We start from the raw sequence: 20,613 nt of genomic DNA, 5'->3' as shown, positions 1-20,613 counted from the left end.
GATATGTATAAGAGACAGGGGCTCGCTGACGCTGACGAGCCGGCTGTCCCATCCCTACGTCCCCGCGGGCACCTCCGAGGTGTTCGCCACCTTCGACCTGACGGGCGCGCAGGTGCCGGGGGCGCAGCGCAGCCCCGTGAACCTGGCGCTCGTCATCGACCGCTCGGGCTCCATGAGCGGCTACAAGCTGGCCCAGGCCAAGCAGGCGGCGCGGCACCTCATCGGGCTGCTGAGTGACGCGGACCGGCTGGCCATCATCCACTACGGCTCGGACGTGAAGAGCCTGCCGTCCCTGGAGGCCACGGCCGCCAACCGCGAGCGGATGTTCCAGTACGTGGACGGCATCTGGGACGAAGGCGGCACCAACATCGGCGCGGGCCTGTCCGCCGGGCGCTACCAGCTGTCCACCGCGCAGCGGAGCTACGGCGTCAACCGCCTCATCCTCATGAGCGACGGCCAGCCCACCGAGGGCCTCACCTCCGACGAGGAGCTGACGCGGATGGCGCGGGAGCTGCGCGCCACCGGCATCACCCTGAGCGCCATTGGCGTGGGCACCGACTTCAACGAGGACCTGATGCAGTCCTTCGCCGACTACGGCGCTGGCGCCTACGGCTTCCTGGAGGACGCCGCCCAGCTCTCCACCCTCTTCCAGAAGGACCTGCAGCAGGCAGGGACGACGGTGGCGCGCGGCGTGACGATGACCTTCACCCTGCCCCCTGGCACGTCGCTGGGCGAGGTGCTGGGCTACCGCGCCAGCCAGTCCGGCAATCAGGTGCACGTGTCGCTGCCCGACTTCTCCGCGGGCCAGTTGGAGCGCGTGGTCATGCGGCTCAACGTCACCGGGGACGCGGCGGGGCGGACGGCGCGCGTGCTGGACCTGAAGCTGGCGTACACGGACCTCATCCGCGACGCGGACGTGGCCAACGAAGCCTCGCTGTCCGCGGTGGTGACCCACCGGCGCGAGGAGGTGCTCGCCCGCCAGGACCGCGAGGCCACCGTCTACGCCGCCCGGGCGCGCAGCGCCGTCAACATGCAGAAGGCGGCCGAGGCCCTGAGCGAGGGACGCAAGGACGAGGCGAAGCGCTACCTGCAGCGCAACCAGGCGCTCTTCGACGAAGCCAGCGCGGTGTCCGGGAGCGCCGCGGTGGCGGCGGACCAGGCCGAACAGCAGGCCGTCATGGACGCGTACGACAGCGCGGAGGGCGAAGAGGCCCGGCGCTCGCTCGTGAAGCAGAGCAAGGTGAAGGCCCTCAAGAGCTTCGGCAAGCTCGGCTCCACGTACTGAGAGTCGTCCCGCACGTCACCCAGGCGCTCCGCCGCACTGCGTCGTGTTCACGATTGTGTGCAGGTGGGGCGTGAAGTTTCAGGAATGGGCCCACCCGGGATGCGTTCAGCCTTAAGCTGCTGCGCCTCATACCAACCTGTTTCCGAGTGGAGCCCCCCACATGCAGCTCCCGCAGTTCCAGACCCTCATCGACATCTTCAAGCGCAGCACCTCCACCTTCGGCAGCCGCGAACTCTTCGGAGAGAAGAAGAACGGCCAGTGGGTCTGGACGACCTACTCCCGCTTCGGAGAGATGGTCGACGACCTGCGAGGCGGGCTCGCGCAGCTGGGCGTGGGGGTGGGCGACCGCGTGGCCGTCATCTCCAACAACCGCCTGGAGTGGGCGGTGGGCGCGTACGCCACGTACACGCTCGGCGGCGCCTACGTCCCGATGTACGAATCGCAGCAGGTGAAGGAGCTGCAGTTCATCATCAACGACAGCGGCGCCAAGGTCGTCTTCTGCGCCACGGATGAAATCGCGCAGCGCATCCAGTCCGTGCGCGCGGAGCTGCCGCACCTGGAGCACATCATCCGCTTCAGCGGCACCCCCAGCGACGCGGACAGCTTCGCGACGCTGCTGCGGCGGGGCGCGGAGACGCCCACGCCCCTGGTGAGCCCCAAGCCCACGGACCTGGCCGGCCTCATTTACACGTCGGGCACCACGGGACAGCCCAAGGGCGTGATGCTCAGCCACGCGAACATCGCCCGCAACGTGTCGGCGATGCACGAGGTGTTCCCCATGAGCACGGAGGACCGCTCCCTGGCCTTCCTGCCCTGGGCGCACGTCTTCGGCCAGACGGTGGAGCTGCACGCGCTGCTGTCCATGGGCGCGTCCATGGCCATCGCGGAGGCGGTGGAGAAGATCATCGACAACCTCTCCGAGGTGAAGCCCACGCTGCTGTTCAGCGTGCCGCGCATCTTCAACCGCATCTACGACGGCCTGCAGAAGCGCATGGCCGGCGAGAAGGCGGTGACGCGGTTCATGTTCCACCGCGGCCTCGCGGTGGCGGCCCAGCGGCGCGCGCTCGCGGAGGCGGGCAAGTCGAGCGGCCTGCTGGATTTGCAGCACGCCTTCTTCGACAAGGTGGTCTTCTCCAAGGTCCGCGCGCGCTTCGGCGGGCGGCTGAAGTACGCCTTCTCCGGTGGGTCGGCCATCTCCAAGGAGGTGGCGGAGTTCATCGACAACCTCGGCATCACCGTCTACGAGGGCTACGGCCTCACGGAGACGTCGCCCATCGCCACGGCCAACTTCCCCAACAACCGGAAGATTGGCTCGGTGGGCAAGGCGGTGCCCGGGGTGCGCATCGAAATCGACACGGTGGCCTCCGGCGAGGCGACGCAGGGCGAAATCGTCGTCCACGGCCACAACGTGATGATGGGCTACTACAACAAGCCCGACGAGAACGAGAAGGTGTTCACCGGGAACGGCGGCTTCCGCACCGGTGACATGGGTGTCCTGGACGCGGACGGCTACCTCTACATCACCGGCCGCATCAAGGAGCAGTACAAGCTGGAGAACGGCAAGTACGTGGTGCCCAGCCCCATCGAGCAGTCGCTGACGCTCTCCACCTACATCGCCAACGCGTTGGTCCACGGCATGAACAAGCCGTACAACGTGGCCATCATCGTCGTGGACGTGGACACGCTGAAGAAGTGGGCCACGGAGAAGGGCCTGGACACCACGTCCATGCCGGAGCTGCTCAAGCGGGCGGAGGTGCTCCAGCTCTACCGCGAGCAGGTGAACGAGTTCACCCGCGACGTGAAGGGTTATGAGCGGCCGCAGCGCTTCCTGCTCGTCAGCGAGGACTTCACCGTCGCCAACGACATGCTCACCCCCAAGATGAGCGTGAAGCGCCGCAACGTCGTGGCCCGCTACAACGACGCCATCGAGGCCCTCTACCGCGAGGGCAGCGACCGCAACGTCTCCGCGGCCTAGCCGTCCTGGGTGGCGGGCAGGGGCTTCCTCCCCTGCCCCACCCTGTGTGCGGGTGCGCACCGGGAATACGGGAAGGCCGGCGTGTCATCCGCGTCACCCGCGCCTTTCCGTGTTGACCCGCGGAATCCCCCCGCCCTATCTCCGCGTTCCTCGTGGTTTCGGCGGGACAGCGCACGGAGGCGCGCACACCAATGGCGAGCACGGTCACCCCGTGGGTCGGGGTCATCATGGGCGGGAAGAGCGACCTGGAGCACCTGCAGCCCGCGGTCGACATCCTCAAGGAGCTGGGCATCCCGCACGAGGTGCGCGTGGTGTCCGCGCACCGCACCCCGGACTGGATGATGGAGTACGCGTCCACCGCGGAGTCGCGCGGACTGTCCGTCATCATCGCCGCGGCGGGCGGCGCGGCGCACCTGCCTGGCATGGTGTCCAGCAAGACGCTGCTGCCCGTCATCGGCGTGCCCATGCCCACCACGCTGCTCAGCGGCCTGGACGCGCTGCTGTCCATCGTCCAGATGCCCAAGGGCGTGCCCGTGGGGACGCAGGCCATTGGCAAGCCGGGCGCGGCCAACGCCGCCCTGCACGCCGCGGCCATCCTCTGCCTGAGGTACCCGGAGCTGCGCGAGCGGCTCGCGGCCTGGCGCAAGGCGCGCACCGACGAGGTGCTGGCGCACCGGGAGCTGTCATGAGCCCGCGCGTGGTGCTGCCCGGCGGCACGATTGGCATGCTCGGCGGCGGCCAGCTGGGGCGGATGATGGCCCTGGCCGCGCGCACGCTCGGCTTCCAGGTCCAGGCGTTGGACCCGGACGCGGACTGCCCGGCCCACTCCGTGGTGGACCGGTGTGTCACCGCGGCCTTCGGTGACACCGCGGCCGCGGAGACGCTGGCGCGCGCGTGCGACACCGTGACGCTCGAAATCGAGAAGATTCCCCTCGCCACGCTGGAGGCGGTGGCGCGGCACACGCCCATGCGCCCGGGCGCGGACGTGCTCCGCGTGATTCAGCACCGGGGCCGGCAGAAGGGCTGGCTCGCCAAGGGCGGCTTCCCCCTGGGCCCCTGGCGCGAGGCGCACTCCGCCGCGGAGCTGGCCGAGGCCATCCAGGCGCTGGGCGGACGCTGCTTCGTGAAGTCCAGCGAGGGCGGCTACGACGGGCGCGGGCAGGTGGAGGTGACGTCCGCGGACGAGGCCGCCCAGGCGTGGCGCGAGCTGGGTGAGCGCTCCGTGGTGGTGGAGGCCGCGCTGGCGCTCCAGTCCGAGCTGTCCGTGCTGGTGGCCCGCAGCCCCAACGGCGAAGTGGCGGTGTATCCGCCGGCCTTCAACCACCACGAGGAGCGCATCCTCGCGTGGTCGCTGCTGCCGGGGCCGCTGCCGACCGCGGTCCTGGACAAGGCCACGGAGCTGGCGCGCGGCATCACCGAGTCGCTCCAGGTCGAGGGCCTGCTCGTCATCGAGCTGTTCCTGCTGAAGGACGGCGGCGTGCTCGTCAACGAGCTGGCGCCGCGCCCGCACAACAGCTTCCACTCCACCGAGGTGGCGTGCCTCACCTCGCAGTTCGAGCAGGCGGTGCGCGCGGTGTGCAACCTGCCGCTGGGCTCCGTGGAGGTGGTGCGTCCGGCGGCCATCGTCAACCTGCTCGGGGACTTGTGGCTGAAGGACGGCGGCCCGCGCTTCCAGCAGGTGCTGGCCATGCCCGGCGTCCGCCTGCACCTGTACGGCAAGCGAGAGGCGCGCAAGGGCCGGAAGATGGGGCATCTGTCCGCGGTGGGCAGCTCGCCCGAGGACGCGCTCGCCCGCGTGCAGGCCGCCGCCACCGCGCTGGGGATGTAGGGCCGGCGCCCGCGGACTACCTGCGCGTGACGAAGGCGAAGACGGGCCCCATCTCCCGCGACAAGGTCTGAGCCCGGCTCACGGTGACTGTCCCAGCTCGGGCACGAAGAGCACCTTGCCGGACGTCATGTCCGCGGAGGCGATGCGCACCGCCTCGCCCGCCGACTCCAGCGGGAGCCGGGCACGCACGGGCGTCTCCAGCGTCTGGCCCACCAGCGACGGCACGCCCATCAGCGCCTTGATTTGCGCGGCGCCGAAGCCCTGGCGGTGCCACTCCGACAACCAGAAGCCCTCCACCCGCTTGCGCCCGAAGATGAGGTCCGCGGGCGCGATGCGGCACTCCTGTTCGGAGAGCGCGCCATACACGATGACGGTGCCGCCCTCCGGCAGCGCGTGGAGCAACTGCCCCGTGAGCCGGCCGCCCACCGGGTCGAACGCGAGCGACACCTTCAGCTCGTGACACACGCGGTGCAGCCGCTCCTCGAACTCGGGCGCGTGGGTGCTCAGCACGTACTCCGCGCCCAACTCTTGAAGCAGGGCCACCTGCTCCGGGCGCCGCACCACGTTCACCAGGGCCACGCCCCGTCGCTTCGCGAGCGCCAGCAGCATCCGCCCCATGGTGCCCGCGGCGGCCGTCTGGGCCAGCGCGGTGTGGCCGCCCGCCTTCGCGCGCTCCATCAACACCCACGCGGTGAAGGGGTTGATGAAGAGGCTGGCGCCCTGCTCGTCGGACACCTGGGAGCGCAGGGGCAGGCACTGGCCCAGCGGCACCGCCGCGTACTCCGCCCACAAGCCGTCTCCCTCGCCGGGCGCCACACACGCCACGCGGCGCCCCACCAGGAGCCGGCCCGCGACGCCGCCCGAAGCCACCACCGTCCCGCTGGCCTCCAGGCCCGGCACCACGGGCAGCGGCTTGCGGATGCCGTACTGCCCGCGGATGAACATCAGGTCCGCCGGGTTGATGGGCGCCGCCGCCACCCGCACCAGGACCTGGCCCGTAGTGGGCCGGGGCACCGGCCGGGACTCCACGCGCAGGGACTCCGGCCGTCCGTCATAGGCGGTGAGGACCAGCGCGCGCATCGTCTCGGGAACGACGGGGCTCTTCATCGCAGACCTTTTTCGCCACCCATGCGTGAAAGGAACAGTTCCTGCCCGGCCTACATCCGTGGGGAGTCGATGAACGCCACTCTATTGCAGCTCCATCACCGCGAGGCCTTCGAACAGACCGTGACGCGCGCGCTCACGGCGGGGGCCGGGGCAGGCATCCTGCACCTTGCCACCACGCGGCTGGGCCTGCCGCTGCCGCTGGCGTGGATGGTCCCCGCCGCCGTCGTGCTCGGGTGTGCGCGAGGCGACAGGTGGGACCGCGTGCTGCTCGGCGGCCTGGGGGTGCTCCTCACCGCGCTGCCCTATGCCCTGGGCATGGCCCCCGGCTGGACGGTGGCGCTCAGCGCGGCGGCCGCGGGGGCGCTGCTGGTGCGCTCGCGACTGAGTGAGCGCGGGGAGAATGGCCAGGTGGCGGAGGCGCGCCCCACCCTCTTCCACTTCGGACTGGGCGCGGCGCTGTGCGCGGGCTTGACGCTGGGCGGCATGGAGGTGTCCCGCATCTTCTCCGCGCGACTGGCGGACCTGGCCACGCCGGCGCTGCTGGGCGCGGGCGTGGCGGGCGGCATCCTGGGCCTCTTCGTGGGACTGAGCGCGGTGGCCGCGCACCTGGCGCTGTCCGCGGACCCGGTGGAGGCGCGCGTGGAGGCGCTGCTGCCGCAGCTCGCCGGTGACTTCCATGCGCTGACCGAGCGGGCGCTGAACCTGTACCGGCAATGCGGCCAGTCCCTGGCGATGCTCCCTCGCGAGCCCGCGCGCGAGGAGCTGGCGCGCACGCTGGGGAAGATGACGCGCGACGCGGCGGAGCTCGCGTCCGAGTGGGCGGGGGTGGAGGCTCAACTCGAGGAGCGCGCGCAAGCGGACCTCCAGGCCGAGCGCGATGACTTGGAGCGCAGCGCCCGCGCCAGCACGGATGCCTTCGCGCGACGACAGCTCGAGCTGGCCGCGGCCTCCCTGGGTGAGGAGGTGGAGCGGCTGGGCGGTCTGAAACAACGGCGCGAGCGCATCCTCGCCCGCCTGAGGGCAGAGGTGGCGCAGTTGGAGCGCGCCCGCGTGGCCCTGCTGTCACTGCGCAGCGGCCAGGCCCAGCTCAAGGCCGCGGAGCTGTCCGCCCTGGCGCGCCGCTTCCGGGCGCTCTCCTCCCTTCAGTCGGAGGAAGCCCAGTCCATGGAGGACGTAGTTCCAATGATTCAGGGGGCTTCCATGCACTCGGCGGCGTCGGAAGGCAGCCCGGTGTCTGGCTCGGCAAGCGAGCAGCCGAGGGTCCGCGGGTCTTGAGCGCCAGCCGTGCCCTGGCGTTTTGCCACGCCATGACATGCGGCCCTGCAGCTTCTTTCGGGGAGGGCATGGAGCCTGCGGTGGGTTCGGCTACAATTTCCACACATGAGCCTGCCCCTCTCCTCCGCACCAGCCCCCTCCTGGCTGTGGAAAGGTGACGAGCCGAGCGTCACCTCGGTGTTTCAGCCCATCGTGGACTTGCTGCGTGGCGAGGTCATCGGGCACGAAGTGCTGTCGCGAGGACCGGGCGAGTTCCGCGAGCCGCACGTGCTCTTCACGCAGGCGCGATTGGAAGGCTACACGTGGGAGCTGGAGCGCGCGTGCTGGACGTCCGCGCTGCGCTGTATCGCCACGCTGCCGGAGGCGCAACGCAGCGCGCCCTTCTTCTTCAACGTCAGCCCGGACGTGTTGAGCGACCCGCGCTTCGGGGATGGCTCCACGGAGGAGCTGCTCGCGCGCTACGGGTTGAACCCGAAGAACCTGGTGCTCGAAATCACGGAGAAGGCGGCGTTCGAGGACAACGCGTTGCTGCAGCGCCTGACGCGGCAGTGCTCGGCGCTGGGCTTCGGCATCGCGCTGGATGACTTCGGCGCGGGGCACTCCGGACTGGTGACGCTGGTGAACAGCGCGCCGCAGTTCATCAAGCTGGACCAGGCGCTGGTGCGGGACATCCACCGGCACAGCTACCAGCAGCACCTGGTGAAGTCGCTGGTGGCCTTCGCGGCCAGCGTCAACGCGACGCTGATTGCCGAAGGCGTGGAGACGTGGGACGAGCTGACCGTGCTGCTCCGCCTGGGCATCCGGCACGCACAGGGCTACCTGGTGGCCCGCCCCGCGCCCGTGCCCGTGCTGCCCAGCGGCGAGTTCGAGGCGCGGCGCCATGAGGCCATGCGCGCGCTCGACTTCCGCGAGGACGAGGACGACGAGACGGTGGGCAGCATCGTCATCCGCCGCAACTGCGTGGAGCGGCCCGTGACGCCCGAGGAGCTGGAGCGGCTGTTCCAGCAGAAGGCCGACGTGGACCACGTCGCCGTGGTGCATGGCGAGCGGCTGGAGGCGCTGGTGTTGCGGCGCCTGACGGGCACGAAGGGCGCGGCGCAGGTGGCTCCGCTCATCGTCGAGGACCGGATGGCGCTCACCACCCTGGCGCGGCTCGCCATGGAGCGCGCGCCCGACGCGCTCTATGACCCGGTGGCCGTCACGGATGCCCAGCAGCGTTTCCTGGGCACCGTCACCATGCAGCAGCTCATTCGCCGCGCCACGGAGCTCCTGGAGCGGCGCACGCCAGCTTGATTACGGGCACGGCTGCGGCGCGATGCGCACCAGTCGGTACTCCGACTTGAAGCCCCAGTTCACGCGAGGCCCGCCACAGGTGCAGCCCGACTGCCCGACAAGGTTCGTGTGACCGCTGTCCGAATAGAACTCGTACCAGAACTGAAGAGTACACCCGGCGAGCGCCTCCTCCTGCATGTCCAGGAACGGCTCGGCGTCCTCCTGCTCCACGCCGCCACAGCCCGTCAGAAGTCCCGCGATCAGCGACATCTGACCGACCCATCGCATCATCTGCATACAGCCTCCTGAGTTGCTTCACGCGTTGTTGCAGCAACCGAAGACTGTGATGGGTTGGAATCAGGCCGTCCAGGACTTGCCGAGTCATTGCGTTCATTCACAGACGTGAACTCGTGCCCTCCGCGCCTGGGCCCTTCATGCCACGCTGACGCCTCCGTCGACCTGGAGGCCATGGTCGCGCCTCAGGGTTCGATTCCCATGCCCGCCACGCCCTCGAAGCGAACGGTGCTGCCCTTGCGGATGCCGACCTTCTCCGTCCAGCCGCCGGGCACCTCCAGCACATACTGGCTGGGCACGCCCACGGAGCGGGACTCCAGTGAGCGCGGCACCGCGCGCGACACGATGCCCGCCACGCGCAGGTCCGACGTGATGAAGACCATGTCCAGCGGGATGAGCGTGTTGCGCATCCAGAAGCCCTGGACCTCTTCGTGCGGGAAGAGGAAGAGCATGCCCTTCCCCTCCGCCAGCTCCTTGCGCCACATCATGCCCCGGGCGCGCGCACCCGCCGTCGCGGCGATCTCCACCTCCACCCGGTGCGCTCCGCCGAAGGCATCCTCCAGCCGCACATGTCCACGCGGTAGCGGCTGCATGACGTAGTCCTCGGCCGTGACGTCGGTGACGCGCGGACGGGGCTCCGCGGCCTTCGGCGTGGCACGGGGCGCGCTGCCCTGCGCCTCCTGCTGGCAGGCCGATGCCAGCAGCGGCACCGCCACCACCATCCACCGAAGGCCGTGCTTCATGAGTGCGAGTGCAGCGGCTTGTTGAGCAGCTTCTCCGTCAGCTCGCCGCCGAGGCTGTCGGACATCAGCCCCTCCACCACCGTCTCGAACTCCACCCGCTGCGCTTCGCTGCTGTAGATGAAGCGGATGCCCATGCCGGGCTCGTCCGCGTCCGCCTTGGACCAGACGACCTCACCCAGCAATTCGAAAGGGGCCTCCCGGTGTGGCACCGTCAGCTTGAAGAGGAAGCGCGTGCCGATGGGCAACGGCTTCTTCGTCTTGATGAACGTGCCACCCTTGCTGATGTTCTTCGTGTAGTCCGCGAAGAACGAGTTGAGCTTCTTGTAGTCGACCTTCAGCTCGATGGGCGCGCGCCCGTTCTGGCGGTGCTCTGGACCTGTCTTCTGTTCGGACATGCTGGCCGGGAGTATAGGAGAGGCCATGCGGCAAGTCCTCACCCGCGCCTCTGGCCTGTTGCGTCGCCCCGCCGTCCTGGCCACCGCCCTCCTGCTCGCGGGAGGGGGCTCGGCGCTCGTCCTGCTCCCCCTCTTCGGCGTCCCCGGCTTCGAGCTGAGCCTGGCCCTCTCCATCGCCGTGGGCCTGCTCGGAGGGGGGCTGGGCATCGCCGCGGCCGCCCAGGAGCGACGAATCCTCCTGGGCACCTCCCCGACGCCCCCCGGGGCCCTCCGGCCCCAGACGCCCGCCGGAGCAGTGGCCCGGGCCCTGGGCGCCGCCCTGCTCCTCAACGTCGGCGTCCTGGTGCCCCCCTTCCTGGTGGCCACCCTGTTCGCCTGGCTGCGCACCGAGTGTGACCCGTTCGCACTGGTGGGCTTCTATCCGATGCTCACCCTCCCCTCGGCCGCGCTGGCCGCCTCGGCGGGTGTGCTGTGCGGCTTCACGGCCGAGCGCCCCCGCCGGGCCGTGGGGCTGTACGCCCTCCTCATCCTCGTCTCCGCCGTGCCCACCGCGTGGCCCATCGTCGCCGGGCCCCAGGTGTTCGCCTTCAACCACTTCCTGGGGCACATGCCCGGGCCCCTGTACGACGAGGCCCTGGGCGTCTCCGCCGCGCTCGGCTGGTTCCGCCTGGAGACGCTGCTGTGGGTCACCGTGCTCGCGGGGCTCTCCTGCGCCCTGCTGGACCTGGGCACCGGGCGCCTTCGCCGGGCCGGCCTGCGCCGCGCGACGCTGGCCGCCCTGGTGCTGCCCCTGGCCGCCATCGCCTTCATGGAGGCGCGCGGCCCCGCCCTGGGCCTGCGGATGACGGACGCGTGGCTCACCCAGGAGCTCGGCGGCCTGCGGGAGACGGAGCACTTCGTCTTCCACTACTGGCGAGGCAAGCCGCGCGAGGACGTGGACCGCTTCGCGAGGGACTTGGAGTTCCGCTGGGCCCAGACGCGGCACTTCCTGGGCGTGGCCCCCACCGAGCCCATCCACGTCTGGCTCTACCGCGACGAACACGAGAAGCAGCGCCTGGTGGGTGCCGGCCGCACCCAGTTCGCCAAGCCCTGGCGCCATGAGCTGCACATCCAGGACCGGCCCTTCCCCCACTCCGTGCTCCACCATGAGCTGGCGCACGTCATGGCGGCCCCCGCGGGCAGCGGCCCCTTCCGCGTCACCACCCGGCTGGGCGTCTGGCCGCTCATGGGCGTCATCGAGGGGTTCGCCGTCGCCGCGGACGGCCCGGTGCAGGGCGACCTCACGCTGCACCAGTGGGCGGCCGGCATGCGCCGGCAGAAGCTGGCGCCGGACATGCGCAAGCTGATGGGGCCGCAGGGCTTCTATCAGTCGGCGCCCGCGCGCGCGTACACCGTGGCGGGCTCGTTCCTGCGCTACCTGGCGGACACCTATGGCGCGGACCGGCTGAGGGCCGTCTATGCCCACGCGGACTTCGACGCCGCGTATGGTCGTCCCCTGGGAGAGCTCGTCACCGAGTGGGAGCAGTACGTGGACGCGCTCCCCCTGGACGACGCCTCCGTGGCGCGGGCCTTCGCGCGCTTCCGCGCCGGCAGCCTCTTCACCCGCGCCTGCGCCCGCGAGGTGGCGCGGCTGTCGGACGCCGCCCGGCAGGCGCTGGCGAGCGACCCCGAGGACGCGCTGGAGCGCTACCGCCGCGCCGCCGAGCTCCAGCCCGACGAGCCCTACTTCCGCCTGGGCGAGGCCGTCGCCCTGTCCCAGCTGGAGCGCTACACGGACGCGGACGCCGTGCTCGCCGCGGTGGGCGAGCGCATGAAGGGCCAGGCCGTGCTGGAGGCGGAGGTCGCCATGGCGCGGGCGGACGTCGCGCTGCGCCGTGAGCAGCCCGGCGAGGCCCGCCGCTTCCTCGACACCGTGCTGTCGAAGGACGCCGGGCCGGAGCTGACGCGCACCGCCCAGGTGAAGCTCGCCGCCATGGAGGACGCCGCGCGCCAGGCCCCCATCGACGCGTACTTCCGGGCCGGCCAGGACGAGGTGCGCCTGCTGCTCCTCGCGCGCGCCCTGGCCGCGGTGCCCACGGACCCGTTCCTCAACTACCTCATGGGTCGCCGGTTGCAGCAGGTGGGCTCGCCCGTGCTGGCCACCGGCTACCTGCAACAAGCCCTGGCGGCGGAAGGGCTGCCGGACGCGCTGCGCCGCGAGGCCCTGCGCATGCGCGTGGAGTCCGCCTACTTGTCAGGCGACTGCGGCGCGGTGCGGCACGAGGTCGGTGCACTACCGGACTTTGGCGCCGCCTTCCGGGCCTCCGCCAACGAGTGGCGGGAGCGCTGCGACTTCGAGGAGAAGACCTTCCGTGGACTGCTCGTGCCACGACAGGCTTTCCGCTAGCCACGCTTTTCGGCTAGGCAGGCAGCCAGACAGCGGTGACGTGCCAGCCTGGCAAGGAGGACGTGGATGCGTTTCGAGTCGCGGCATCGGATTCAGGGGACGGTGGATGAGGTGGAGCGCGCGCTCCTCGACGAGCGGTACTTCGCGTTCCTGCTCCAGCACCACGGCGTGCTGCTGGAGCTGCAGCCCCTGGAGGTGAAGCCGGACGGAGACGTCGTGCGCCGCCGCGTGCGCTACCGCCCCAGGCCCGTCATCGAGAAGATTGGCCCCAAGACGGTGCCCCCGGAGTGGTTCGCCTTCGTGGAGACGTCCACGTATGACAAGCGCCGCAAGGAGCTGAGGTTCGAGAACGTCCCCACCTCGAACAAGATCTCCAAGATGCTGGTGAACACCGGCACCATGCGCTTCCGCGACGTGGGCGGTGGCCAGACGGAGCGGGTGATGGACGGTGAAATCGCCCTCAAGCTGCCCTTCCTCCTCAAGCCGCTGGGGCTCATCGCGGAGAAGGTCATCCAGTCGGAGGGCCTGAAGATTCTCGACAACGAGGTGCCGGTGCTCAACCGGTTCATCGCCGAGGTCATCCGCCCCGGTTAGTCGTCCACCCGCCCCTGGCGGGGCCTGGGAATGGGTTGACTTCCGTCGGGTTGTCCCAATAAGGCCCCGCCATGCTCAAACGCTTCCTCGCCTTCAGCGTCCTGTCCCTGCTGGCCGCGTGCGCCCCGAAGCGCATCCCCGGCACGGACATCGTCGACAACTCCGACACGCGCGCCATCCTCGCCGTCATGGAGCAGTACCGCACCGCGCTGGAGGCCCGGGACGCCCAGGCCATCCAGAAGCTCATCTCGCCTTCGTTCCAGGATGACGGCGGCACGCCGAACGACCCCAGCGACGACCTGACGGCGCAGACCCTGGTGCCCTACCTGGAGCGGGTGTTCCCCCGCATCCAGGGCCCGCGCATCGAGCTGAGCATCCGCCGCATCCAGGTGGGCGAAGACGTGGCCGCCGCCATCTACTACTGGGACGCTACCTGGCGGATGCCGTCGCTCCACTCGCGCCCCATGAAGGAGTCCGAGCTGGAGCAGATGGTGTTCCGCAAGGAAGACGGCACCTGGAAGATCATCACCGGCATCTGACGCCGCGGGGCCCTCACAGGCCCAGCAGCGCGGCGAAGCCCTCGGGCCCCATGGCATTCAAGGCCCGGGCCCGGTTCAGGTAGGTGCGGTAGTCCTTGCGCACCAGCTTGTCCGCCGGCAGCGGGGACAGGTGGTAGTCGCGGATGCGGCTCGCCGTGAAGCGCACCGCCCCGTAGAGCGCATGGCCAAAGAGGTTCGTGCGCTCCACGGCGGACAGCGGCCGGACGTCCACGTAGCCGCGAATGAAGGCCCGGCACAGCTCCGGCAGGTACTGCCCGCCGTCGAAGCACCAGGCATTGAGGGTGATGGCCACGTCCAGGCCGTAGTCCTCCCGGCACGCCATCTCGAAGTCGAAGAAGGCCCCCACGCGGTCCCCCAGCCACTTCACGTTGTCCATGAAGAGGTCCGCGTGGATGACGCCGCGAGGCTCCAACCCCTGCCGCAGGGTGCGCGACGTCTCCATGTCGCGTTGAAGCTCACGCGCCACGGCCGCCAGCGCCGCGTCCGGGTGCGCCGCCAGCGCCTCCAGCCAGCCGCGCACCGTCTCCGGGCCGTAGGGATTCTCCCGCGAGCCGGAGAAGGACTGCGTGTCGCGGTGCAGCTTGCCCAGCTCCGCGCCCAGCCGCTCCAGGTGGTCGGCGGTGAGGGCCGGGTGGCGCAACTCCTCGCCCGGCAGCCAGCGGAAGACGCTGACGCGGCCACCCTCCAGCTCCAGGAAGGTCGCCCCGTCGCGGGTCGTCAGCTGCACGGGCCCGGGGAAGTGGTACGCGGCCAGGTGCGCGAGCAGCGCGGATTCGAAGCGCAAGTCGTCCGCGGAGCGCACCGTGGTGTGGCGCACGAAGTAGCGTCCGCTTTGCGTCTCCACGCGGTGGTTGGTGTTGATGGAGCCCTGGGGAATGGGCGTCACCTCGTGCACAGCCCCCAGCCCGAATGCCTCCGCGACCCGCTCGAATGCCTCGGGGGGTAGCGCCGTGTGTACCGCCATACCTCTGACCTCCCACGTCCGTGTTCACGCCGCCGCCCCCGTTGACAGCCCGGGGGACCGTTCCTATCTGAGCGCGACTCCTATACCCGGCATCACGGCCGGCGCACATCCAACTCCAGCGCGGGGGACAGGTCCATGGGCACCGAAGGGCGCAAGGACTGGCAGCGGCGCGAAAGCCTCACCAGCGCGCTGGTTCAGGTGGGCGTGGTCGCGGTGCTGCTCGCGGGCGCGGTGGCCCTCTTCGTCCACCGAGGCACCGTCCGCAAGCAGACGGAGGAACACCTGCGCGCGGCCCGCACGGCCGCCCTGCGCGGCAACCCCGCTGACCTCGCCCGCGCGATGACGGAGCTGGAGGCCCTGTTCCAGCTCGACGCCGAGGCTCGCGACGCGCAGGCCCTGGCCGCCGACATCCAGACGGTGCTGTGGCTGGAGCACCGTCAGCCCGGCGCGGACGCCAAGGCCCGTGAGCACCTCTCCCGCGCCGAGCAGTTGGAGTCGCAGTCCGGCGAGCGCTACGGCGCCCACGCCCTTCACCTGCTGGCCGCGGGCAAGGCCGCCGAGGCGGAGCAGTACCTGGCCGGGCTCGAGGCCCGCGGCGCCAACAACGCCCGGCTGACGCTGGCCCGGGCCCTGGCGCTCCAGGCGCGCGGCGACCTCCCCGGCGCGAGGCAGGCCTTCGCCCGCGCGGCGGAGGCGGCCTGGCGCGACCCGCGCTTCACCACCGCCTACGGCGAGGCCCTGCTGGATGAAGGCCAGTACCCTCAAGCGGTGGAGGCCTTCGCCAAGGCCACCAACGTCAACCCGGACCACCTGCTGGCCCGCGTGTCCACCGCGCTGGCCCACACCTACCAGGGGCGCAAGGCGGAGGCGGCGCGGCAGGTGCTCTCCGGCGTGGAGGCCCGAGGCGCGGAGCTGACGCCCGGCCTGAAGGCCCGCGCGGGCGCGCTGAGGGCGGAGCTGGCGCTGGCCCGCGGCGCACCCGACGAGGCCCTGAAGGCCGCGGACGAAGCGCTGAAGGCCGTCCCCGATGAGCACTACGCCCTCTTCGCCCGGGCCCGGGCCCTGGCGGTGAAGCGTGACGCCCAGGCGCGCGCGGCGTTCGAGGCGGCCGTGGCCCGGCGCCGCAATGCCCCCCTGCTCTACCTGGACGGCGCGCGGGCGCTGCAGGCCGCGGGCGACACCGACGGCGCGGTGGCCCTGCTGGACGCATACGAGGCCACCTTCGGCCCGGTGCGGACCACCACCCCGGACGGCACGCAGGTGGGCCTCTTGGAGAAGGACAGCCGCTACTGGCTGGCGCGCGGCGGCGTGCTGGAGGCCGCCTCCCGTCAGGACGATGCCCTGGCCGCCTACGACAAGGCCCTGGCCGCGCGCGGCGTGGACCTGGCCCGGGCTCAGTACGCCAAGGGCGCGCTGCTGCTGGCGCGCAAGGACTACGAGGGCGCCCGCCCGCTGCTGGCCGCCGTGGCTCCCGACAGCGGCGCGGGCACGATGGCGGAGGCCTATACCGCCATGGGGGACCTGCTCTTCGCGCAGGGCGAGCACGCCGCCGGCTGCCAGCACTACTTCTTCGGGCTCGCGCAAGCCCGGGCGCAAGGCACTCCGCGCGAGGCGCTGGCGGAGCGCGTGGAGGACATCCGCGAGCGGCTGGAGTCCGCCGGCCAGGCCCGCATGGCCAAGGCCTGGAAGGCGGAGTCGGGCTCGCTCCTAGAGTAGGTCCGTGGGGCTGATGGACTCCGGGCGGGCGCGCACCACGCGCCACTCGCCGTCCTCTTCCTTCTCGAAGGCGCCTTCGATGCGGTAGGCGCTCAGCACGCTGTCGGCGGCCAGGTCCTCCACCTTCTCCGCCTGCGAGCGGCCGAAGATGAAGCGCGCGTTGAACTCCCCTTCCGTGGGAGACACCTCGCGCACCTCCAGGTTCGTCACGAAGACGCGCACCCACTGGCCGCGCAGCACCTGCGCGGTGAGGATGCCGCGCACGTCCTTCTTCGACCAGCCGCCCTGCCCGTTGGAGCGGAAGCGCTCGGAGACGAGCTCCATCACCCCGCCCACGTCCTTCGCCTCCGCCTCCCGCGTCATCACCACCACCTGGCGGCGGATGGCCTCCTCCACGGTGAGCTGCTGCCGCGGCCAGAAGTACAGCACCGCGCCGGCCGCCAGCAGCGCCAGCACCCCGCCCACCACCTGCGAGCGCGTCACGTTCACCATGGCCCCCTCACGCCGCCTCGGGCTCGAGCACCAGCTCGTCCGCGTCGATGATCTCCGCGGGCCGCAGCGCCTCGCCAATCTGCTTCAGCCGGCGGTCCGACAGCTGCTCCAGGTACGTGCGGATGTCCGGGACGGCCGTCACCAGCTCGTGGAAGGCCGCGCGCTCCAGGAAGGCCGCCGCCGTCTTGCGCGCCGCCGCCACCGTCGCCGTGGCGCGCAGGCCCGTCAGCAGGGAGATTTCGCCCGCGACCTCGCCCTCGCGCAGCATGCCCAGCGTCACCACGCCGCCCGCCGGGTCCTCCTTCTGCACCACCAGCTCCCCGGCCAGCACCAGGAACAACCCCGGCGAGTGCTCGCCCTCCACCAGCACCTTCTCCCGCGCCTGGAGCGCCCGGAAGGTGAAGCGCCCCAGCAGCGCGCCCCGCTCCGACTCCGGCATCGTCTGGAACATGGGCGAGGTGGCCATCAGGTTGCGCGCCATGCGCTGCTGCGCGAAGTCCGCCAGCACCTGCGGCACCGAGGGGTGGCTCTTGGCCACCGCGTTGAGGTGCTCGCGGCGAATCTCGAAGACCTCCGTGTCCGACACCGCGGACACCGTCGCCGTGGGCGGCGCGCCCGTCAGCAGCGCGATTTCACCGAAGATGGAGCCGCCGCCGAGGAAGCCCAGCGTGCGCGCCTCGCCCTCCGTCTGCCGCGTCACCTCCGCCTTGCCGGCGACCAGGACGTAGAGGGAGTCTGCGGGCTCGCCCTCGCGGCTCACCGCCTCCTCCGGCTTCACGCGGCGCCACGCCATCAGCCGCACCAGGTCCACGAAGGCATCCCGCTCCAGCTCCGCGAACAGCGGCAGCGGCGGACGGCTGTTGGGGTCCGCGGCGCCGCCCGGGTCCGTCGCGGCCAGCACTTCGATGGCGCGGCTGGACAGCTCCTCGCCTTGCAGCCCCATCAGGTCCGTCTCCACCTTGCCGTCGTAGAGGACCTCGGGCGGCAGCGGCGGGGGCACCACCGCGCGGCCCGGCGCATTGCGCACCGCGCGCGCGTGCACGCGAAACAGCGTCTCCTTCAGGCGCCGCTCGTTGGGCGCCAGGTCCAACGCCAGCTTGCACGCGGCCATGGCGGACAGCAGGTAGTCCCGGCGCAGCAGGCCCTCCGCACAGGCGTGGTAGGCGGTGACGGCGCGCTCACGCTCGCCCAGCTCCGCCAGGCAGCGCGCGGCCAGCATCCGCGCGCGGTGGTCCGCGGGGACGCGGCGGACCGCCTCGGCGAACACGGCCAGGGCTCGCTCGAACTGGCGCTCCTCGATGAGGTCCATCCCGAGCTCACGCAGCGACGACTCGTTCATCCCTTGTCTCCCCGGCAAATCATGGTCGGCCCGCCGCCACTCACGGCTGCAGCTCGCTCAGATACATCTCCGCCTTGCGCTTGACGTCGGAGCCTTCCGAGGCCGTCTCGATGACGACCTTGAACATCTCCGCCGCGGCCCGCGGATCCCTGTCCCGCTGGATGTAGGCCCGGAGGAAGAGTTCCTCCGCCTTCTTCTGCAGCGTCTCCAGCCCTTCACGCGCCCGCCCGTCGCCCGGGTTGAGCCGCAGCGCCTCGCGGAAGTGCGTGCCGGCCGCGCCCAGGTCGCCCTTCTTGAGCGCGCTCTGCCCCGCCGCCAGCGAGGACGACGCGAGCTGTTCGTCGATGCTGTTGCCCAGCGAGCCCCGGAAGCCAATCTGGCGGTACAGCGCCGCCGCGCGCCGCAGGGGCTTCGCCGCCGCCTCCAGCGAGTTGGCGTCCAGCTTCTTCTGCCCGTCCTCCAGCGCGCGCCGGAACTGGGGAATCAGCCGCTTGAGGGCCAGGGCCCGGTCCTTCACGTCCTTCTCCGCCCGGTGCTTGTCCATCACCCGGTCACACTCCAGGACGGCGCGCTGGTAGTCCCCCCCGTTGAAGCGGCGCTCCACGTCGGCGAAGGCCTCGGCGATGAACTCCTTGCGCCGCTCCTTGGCCAGCTCCGCCGCGCGCGCCGCGGCGTTGCGGTTGCGCCGCGACACATCCTGGGCCTCCTTCGCCAGCTCGGCCTCCAGGTCCGTCAGCTTCACCTCGTAGGCCGGCCGGTTCAGCGGCGGCAGCTGCGCGATGAGCGGGCGAATCGTCTCCGGGTCGCGCGAGGCGAAGGACTCCTCCACCTGCTGGAGCCGCCAGGCGATGTCCTGCTCCTCCAGCTCCGTCGCCAGCTTGCGGCGAACGTCATCCGTCTTCGCGGTGCCCTGCGGCGTCGCCTCCAGCTTCGCGCGCGCCTCGTCGAACTGCTTCTCGTCGATGAGCGCCCGCACCGCCTCCAGCGAGGTCATCACCTCCAACTGCGTGCGCGCGCCCCGGGCCAGGTTGTCCGCGTCGATGCCCGGCACCAGCTTCTCCGCCTCCTCGACGAGGCGGATGGCGTTGGCGAAGTCATCCGCGCGCACGGACTCGCGCGCCTGCTGCATCAACACCTTCGCCCGCTCCGCGTTCGGGTCCGGCGGAGGCGGGGACGGCGGCCCGGACGGAATCAGCATCAGCCCGATGACCAGCACCACCACCAGCGCGCCACCGCCGCCGATGAGCGCCTTCTGCTTGCCCGTCAGGCCACCGCCGCTCGAGCGCGTCGGCGTGCTCCGGATGGGCGGACGGGACCGGGGCACGGCCACCGCGCCCTTGCCGCCGGAGCCCTCCTTGAGCGAGTCGGGCAGCTTGTAGTTGGCGTTGGTGGCCTCGTTGAAGCGCGGGTCGTTCGGGTCCGCCTCGCTGCCACGCGCGGCGGCCTGGTTCTTCCGCTTCTCCTCCGCCTCGCGGGCGGCCGCCTCGCGCTCGCGCTTCTCCTCCGCCTCGCGGGCCTCCGCCTGGGCGCGCAGCTCCTTGATCTGCTCCGCCTCGTCCACGAAGCGAAGGCGCGTCTTGCCCACGGAGATTTCGTCACCGTGCTTCAGCAGGCACTCGTCCACGCGCTGGTCGTTGACCTGGGTGCCACTGACGCTGCCCAGGTCGCGCATCACCACGCCGGCCTGCCCGTACACCAGCTCCAGGTGCCGGCGGGACACGGACTGGTCCTCCAGCACGAAGTCGCAGTCCTTGTTGCGGCCCACCACCATCCGCACGCTCTGGAAGCGCTTCTTGCGGCCCTGGTCCGGCCCCTCCAGCACCTCCATCTGCACCGGAGGACCCGCGCGCGTGGCGTCCGCGTTGTCGTCTTCGTCCTCGTCGCGGGAGCGGCGCTCCGCCTCCACCGACTCGACGGAGGCCACGCGCGTCTCCCCCGTGCGGGAGCGGCCCGGTTCCTCCTCGCCGTAGAGGTCCGGGTTGGGCGGCCCGTCATCCGGGTAGCCGTCCTCGCCGGATGCGGGCGCGGCGAAGTCCTCGTCCTCGGACGCGGGGCGGCGCCGGGCGGGGGACTTCATGGAGTCTGGGTCCTCACCCGCGGCACCACCGGAGCGACCGGCGCCAGCACGGGAAGAGGGAGGAGGACGAGGAGGCATGGGGCGGTTTCCAGTCTCGAAGCGCCGGGCATCTTAGAGCGCCGTCTCCATGGTGGGAATGCGGACAGGCCGCGGATCAGGGAAAGAACAGGGGCCCTCGAGCGTTGCTCCCCGCGGCGCCCCCTCCTATGTAGGCTGCCACATACCCCATCGACTTCACCCCGGGAGTTCCGAAATATGCCCCGAGCGACTGCGCCCTCGAAGCGCGCCCCCTCCTCGAAGCTGGCCCCATC

18 protein-coding genes are annotated in these 20,613 nt (G+C 71.1%); 10 read left to right on the top strand and 8 right to left on the bottom strand.

Going from position 1 to position 20,613, the window contains the following annotated elements; translation table 11 throughout:
- From G4D87_RS13180 to purK, 4 genes are all read left to right on the top strand, one after another.
- Positions 1 to 1,285: vWA domain-containing protein (locus tag G4D87_RS13180; RefSeq protein ID WP_163782406.1), on the top strand; the 1,285-nt coding region annotated here is incomplete at its 5' end.
- 160 nt (positions 1,286 to 1,445) lie between these two features.
- Complete coding sequence (locus G4D87_RS13175; RefSeq protein WP_163782405.1) at positions 1,446 to 3,260, top strand: AMP-dependent synthetase/ligase; 1,815 nt, start codon at positions 1,446 to 1,448, stop codon at positions 3,258 to 3,260.
- Between the two features lie 191 nt (positions 3,261 to 3,451).
- On the top strand, positions 3,452 to 3,949 hold the full coding sequence (purE, locus tag G4D87_RS13170; RefSeq protein ID WP_163782404.1) for a 5-(carboxyamino)imidazole ribonucleotide mutase: 498 nt from the start codon (positions 3,452 to 3,454) through the stop codon (positions 3,947 to 3,949).
- Positions 3,946 to 5,088 carry a 5-(carboxyamino)imidazole ribonucleotide synthase gene (gene purK / locus G4D87_RS13165; protein WP_163782403.1) on the top strand — a complete coding sequence of 381 codons (1,143 nt, stop codon included), beginning with the start codon at positions 3,946 to 3,948 and terminating at the stop codon, positions 5,086 to 5,088. The genes purE and purK overlap by 4 nt, the downstream gene beginning before the upstream one ends.
- Positions 5,089 to 5,166: 78 nt before the next feature.
- Here purK and G4D87_RS13160 read toward each other — a convergent pair whose 3' ends face one another.
- Positions 5,167 to 6,195: a zinc-binding dehydrogenase gene (locus G4D87_RS13160; RefSeq protein WP_240358237.1), complete on the bottom strand. Its 1,029-nt coding sequence runs from the start codon at positions 6,193 to 6,195 to the stop codon at positions 5,167 to 5,169.
- A 69-nt stretch (positions 6,196 to 6,264) separates the two neighbouring features.
- Between G4D87_RS13160 and G4D87_RS13155 the strand changes: the two genes are divergently transcribed.
- Together G4D87_RS13155 and G4D87_RS13150 are read left to right on the top strand one after the other, a co-directional pair.
- Complete coding sequence (locus G4D87_RS13155; RefSeq protein WP_240358236.1) at positions 6,265 to 7,470, top strand: coiled-coil domain-containing protein; 1,206 nt, start codon at positions 6,265 to 6,267, stop codon at positions 7,468 to 7,470.
- Positions 7,471 to 7,575: 105 nt separating this feature from the next.
- The gene (locus tag G4D87_RS13150) at positions 7,576 to 8,763 is read left to right on the top strand and encodes an EAL domain-containing protein (protein WP_275902283.1); all 1,188 of its coding nucleotides are present in this window, start codon (positions 7,576 to 7,578) and stop codon (positions 8,761 to 8,763) included.
- Here the strand turns inward: G4D87_RS13150 and G4D87_RS13145 are convergent, their stop codons facing one another.
- The 3 genes from G4D87_RS13145 to plpQ form a co-directional block, all read right to left on the bottom strand.
- Positions 8,764 to 9,039, bottom strand: coding sequence for a DUF6289 family protein (locus tag G4D87_RS13145; protein WP_240358234.1), 276 nt, complete (start codon positions 9,037 to 9,039; stop codon positions 8,764 to 8,766). It lies immediately after the preceding gene.
- Between the two features lie 182 nt (positions 9,040 to 9,221).
- Positions 9,222 to 9,758, bottom strand: coding sequence for a DUF192 domain-containing protein (locus G4D87_RS13140; protein ID WP_163782407.1), 537 nt, complete (start codon positions 9,756 to 9,758; stop codon positions 9,222 to 9,224).
- Positions 9,759 to 9,775: 17 nt separating this feature from the next.
- Positions 9,776 to 10,174 carry a motility regulator PlpA gene (gene plpQ / locus G4D87_RS13135; protein WP_002639025.1) on the bottom strand — a complete coding sequence of 133 codons (399 nt, stop codon included), beginning with the start codon at positions 10,172 to 10,174 and terminating at the stop codon, positions 9,776 to 9,778.
- 25 nt (positions 10,175 to 10,199) lie between these two features.
- On the opposite strand from plpQ, the gene G4D87_RS13130 reads away from it, so the two are divergent.
- The 3 genes from G4D87_RS13130 (at position 10,200) to G4D87_RS13120 (ending at position 13,693) form a co-directional block, all read left to right on the top strand.
- Entirely contained in the window at positions 10,200 to 12,560 is a 2,361-nt protein-coding gene (locus G4D87_RS13130) for a tetratricopeptide repeat protein (RefSeq protein ID WP_205507568.1), read from the top strand.
- A 66-nt stretch (positions 12,561 to 12,626) separates the two neighbouring features.
- The gene (locus tag G4D87_RS13125; RefSeq protein WP_163782400.1) at positions 12,627 to 13,154 is read left to right on the top strand and encodes a hypothetical protein; all 528 of its coding nucleotides are present in this window, start codon (positions 12,627 to 12,629) and stop codon (positions 13,152 to 13,154) included.
- 71 nt (positions 13,155 to 13,225) lie between these two features.
- Positions 13,226 to 13,693: a nuclear transport factor 2 family protein gene (locus tag G4D87_RS13120; protein ID WP_163782399.1), complete on the top strand. Its 468-nt coding sequence runs from the start codon at positions 13,226 to 13,228 to the stop codon at positions 13,691 to 13,693.
- Positions 13,694 to 13,706: 13 nt separating this feature from the next.
- Here G4D87_RS13120 and G4D87_RS13115 read toward each other — a convergent pair whose 3' ends face one another.
- Positions 13,707 to 14,678 carry a homoserine kinase gene (locus G4D87_RS13115; protein WP_163782398.1) on the bottom strand — a complete coding sequence of 324 codons (972 nt, stop codon included), beginning with the start codon at positions 14,676 to 14,678 and terminating at the stop codon, positions 13,707 to 13,709.
- Positions 14,679 to 14,813: 135 nt separating this feature from the next.
- Here G4D87_RS13115 and G4D87_RS13110 point away from each other — a divergent pair, with 135 nt between their 5' ends.
- Positions 14,814 to 16,394, top strand: coding sequence for a tetratricopeptide repeat protein (locus tag G4D87_RS13110; RefSeq protein ID WP_163782397.1), 1,581 nt, complete (start codon positions 14,814 to 14,816; stop codon positions 16,392 to 16,394).
- Here the strand turns inward: G4D87_RS13110 and G4D87_RS13105 are convergent.
- The 3 genes from G4D87_RS13105 to G4D87_RS13095 are packed head-to-tail and all read right to left on the bottom strand — an operon-like array spanning position 16,386 to position 20,380.
- Positions 16,386 to 16,886, bottom strand: a complete 501-nt coding sequence (locus G4D87_RS13105; protein WP_163782396.1) for a hypothetical protein — start codon at positions 16,884 to 16,886, stop codon at positions 16,386 to 16,388. The genes G4D87_RS13110 and G4D87_RS13105 overlap by 9 nt on opposite strands.
- Before the next feature lie 7 nt (positions 16,887 to 16,893).
- A complete protein-coding gene (locus G4D87_RS13100; protein ID WP_205507567.1) occupies positions 16,894 to 18,225 on the bottom strand; it encodes a cyclic nucleotide-binding domain-containing protein in 1,332 nt (443 codons plus the stop codon).
- Between the two features lie 40 nt (positions 18,226 to 18,265).
- Positions 18,266 to 20,380 (bottom strand): FHA domain-containing protein, encoded by a 2,115-nt coding sequence (locus G4D87_RS13095; protein WP_163782394.1) that lies wholly within the window; start codon positions 20,378 to 20,380, stop codon positions 18,266 to 18,268.
- Positions 20,381 to 20,613: the final 233 nt, after the last annotated feature.

Source organism: Myxococcus vastator (genome assembly GCF_010894475.1).
Taxonomy (GTDB): domain Bacteria; phylum Myxococcota; class Myxococcia; order Myxococcales; family Myxococcaceae; genus Myxococcus; species Myxococcus vastator.
Note: the sequence above shows the minus strand (reverse complement) of the source record. Positions and strands in the feature narration are given on the sequence as shown.

Bases quoted from the DNA above. Each gene is read 5' to 3' on its own strand.
- G4D87_RS13175 (WP_163782405.1), top strand. From the start codon at position 1,446: ATGCAGCTCCCGCAGTTCCAGACCCTCATCGACATCTTCAAGCGCAGC.
- purE (WP_163782404.1), top strand. From the start codon at position 3,452: ATGGCGAGCACGGTCACCCCGTGGGTCGGGGTCATCATGGGCGGGAAG.
- purK (WP_163782403.1), top strand. From the start codon at position 3,946: ATGAGCCCGCGCGTGGTGCTGCCCGGCGGCACGATTGGCATGCTCGGC.
- G4D87_RS13160 (WP_240358237.1), bottom strand. From the start codon at position 6,195: ATGAAGAGCCCCGTCGTTCCCGAGACGATGCGCGCGCTGGTCCTCACC.
- G4D87_RS13155 (WP_240358236.1), top strand. From the start codon at position 6,265: ATGAACGCCACTCTATTGCAGCTCCATCACCGCGAGGCCTTCGAACAG.
- G4D87_RS13150 (WP_275902283.1), top strand. From the start codon at position 7,576: ATGAGCCTGCCCCTCTCCTCCGCACCAGCCCCCTCCTGGCTGTGGAAA.
- G4D87_RS13145 (WP_240358234.1), bottom strand. From the start codon at position 9,039: ATGCAGATGATGCGATGGGTCGGTCAGATGTCGCTGATCGCGGGACTT.
- G4D87_RS13140 (WP_163782407.1), bottom strand. From the start codon at position 9,758: ATGGTGGTGGCGGTGCCGCTGCTGGCATCGGCCTGCCAGCAGGAGGCG.
- plpQ (WP_002639025.1), bottom strand. From the start codon at position 10,174: ATGTCCGAACAGAAGACAGGTCCAGAGCACCGCCAGAACGGGCGCGCG.
- G4D87_RS13130 (WP_205507568.1), top strand. From the start codon at position 10,200: ATGCGGCAAGTCCTCACCCGCGCCTCTGGCCTGTTGCGTCGCCCCGCC.
- G4D87_RS13125 (WP_163782400.1), top strand. From the start codon at position 12,627: ATGCGTTTCGAGTCGCGGCATCGGATTCAGGGGACGGTGGATGAGGTG.
- G4D87_RS13120 (WP_163782399.1), top strand. From the start codon at position 13,226: ATGCTCAAACGCTTCCTCGCCTTCAGCGTCCTGTCCCTGCTGGCCGCG.
- G4D87_RS13115 (WP_163782398.1), bottom strand. From the start codon at position 14,678: ATGGCGGTACACACGGCGCTACCCCCCGAGGCATTCGAGCGGGTCGCG.
- G4D87_RS13110 (WP_163782397.1), top strand. From the start codon at position 14,814: ATGGGCACCGAAGGGCGCAAGGACTGGCAGCGGCGCGAAAGCCTCACC.
- G4D87_RS13105 (WP_163782396.1), bottom strand. From the start codon at position 16,886: ATGGTGAACGTGACGCGCTCGCAGGTGGTGGGCGGGGTGCTGGCGCTG.
- G4D87_RS13100 (WP_205507567.1), bottom strand. From the start codon at position 18,225: ATGAACGAGTCGTCGCTGCGTGAGCTCGGGATGGACCTCATCGAGGAG.
- G4D87_RS13095 (WP_163782394.1), bottom strand. From the start codon at position 20,380: ATGCCTCCTCGTCCTCCTCCCTCTTCCCGTGCTGGCGCCGGTCGCTCC.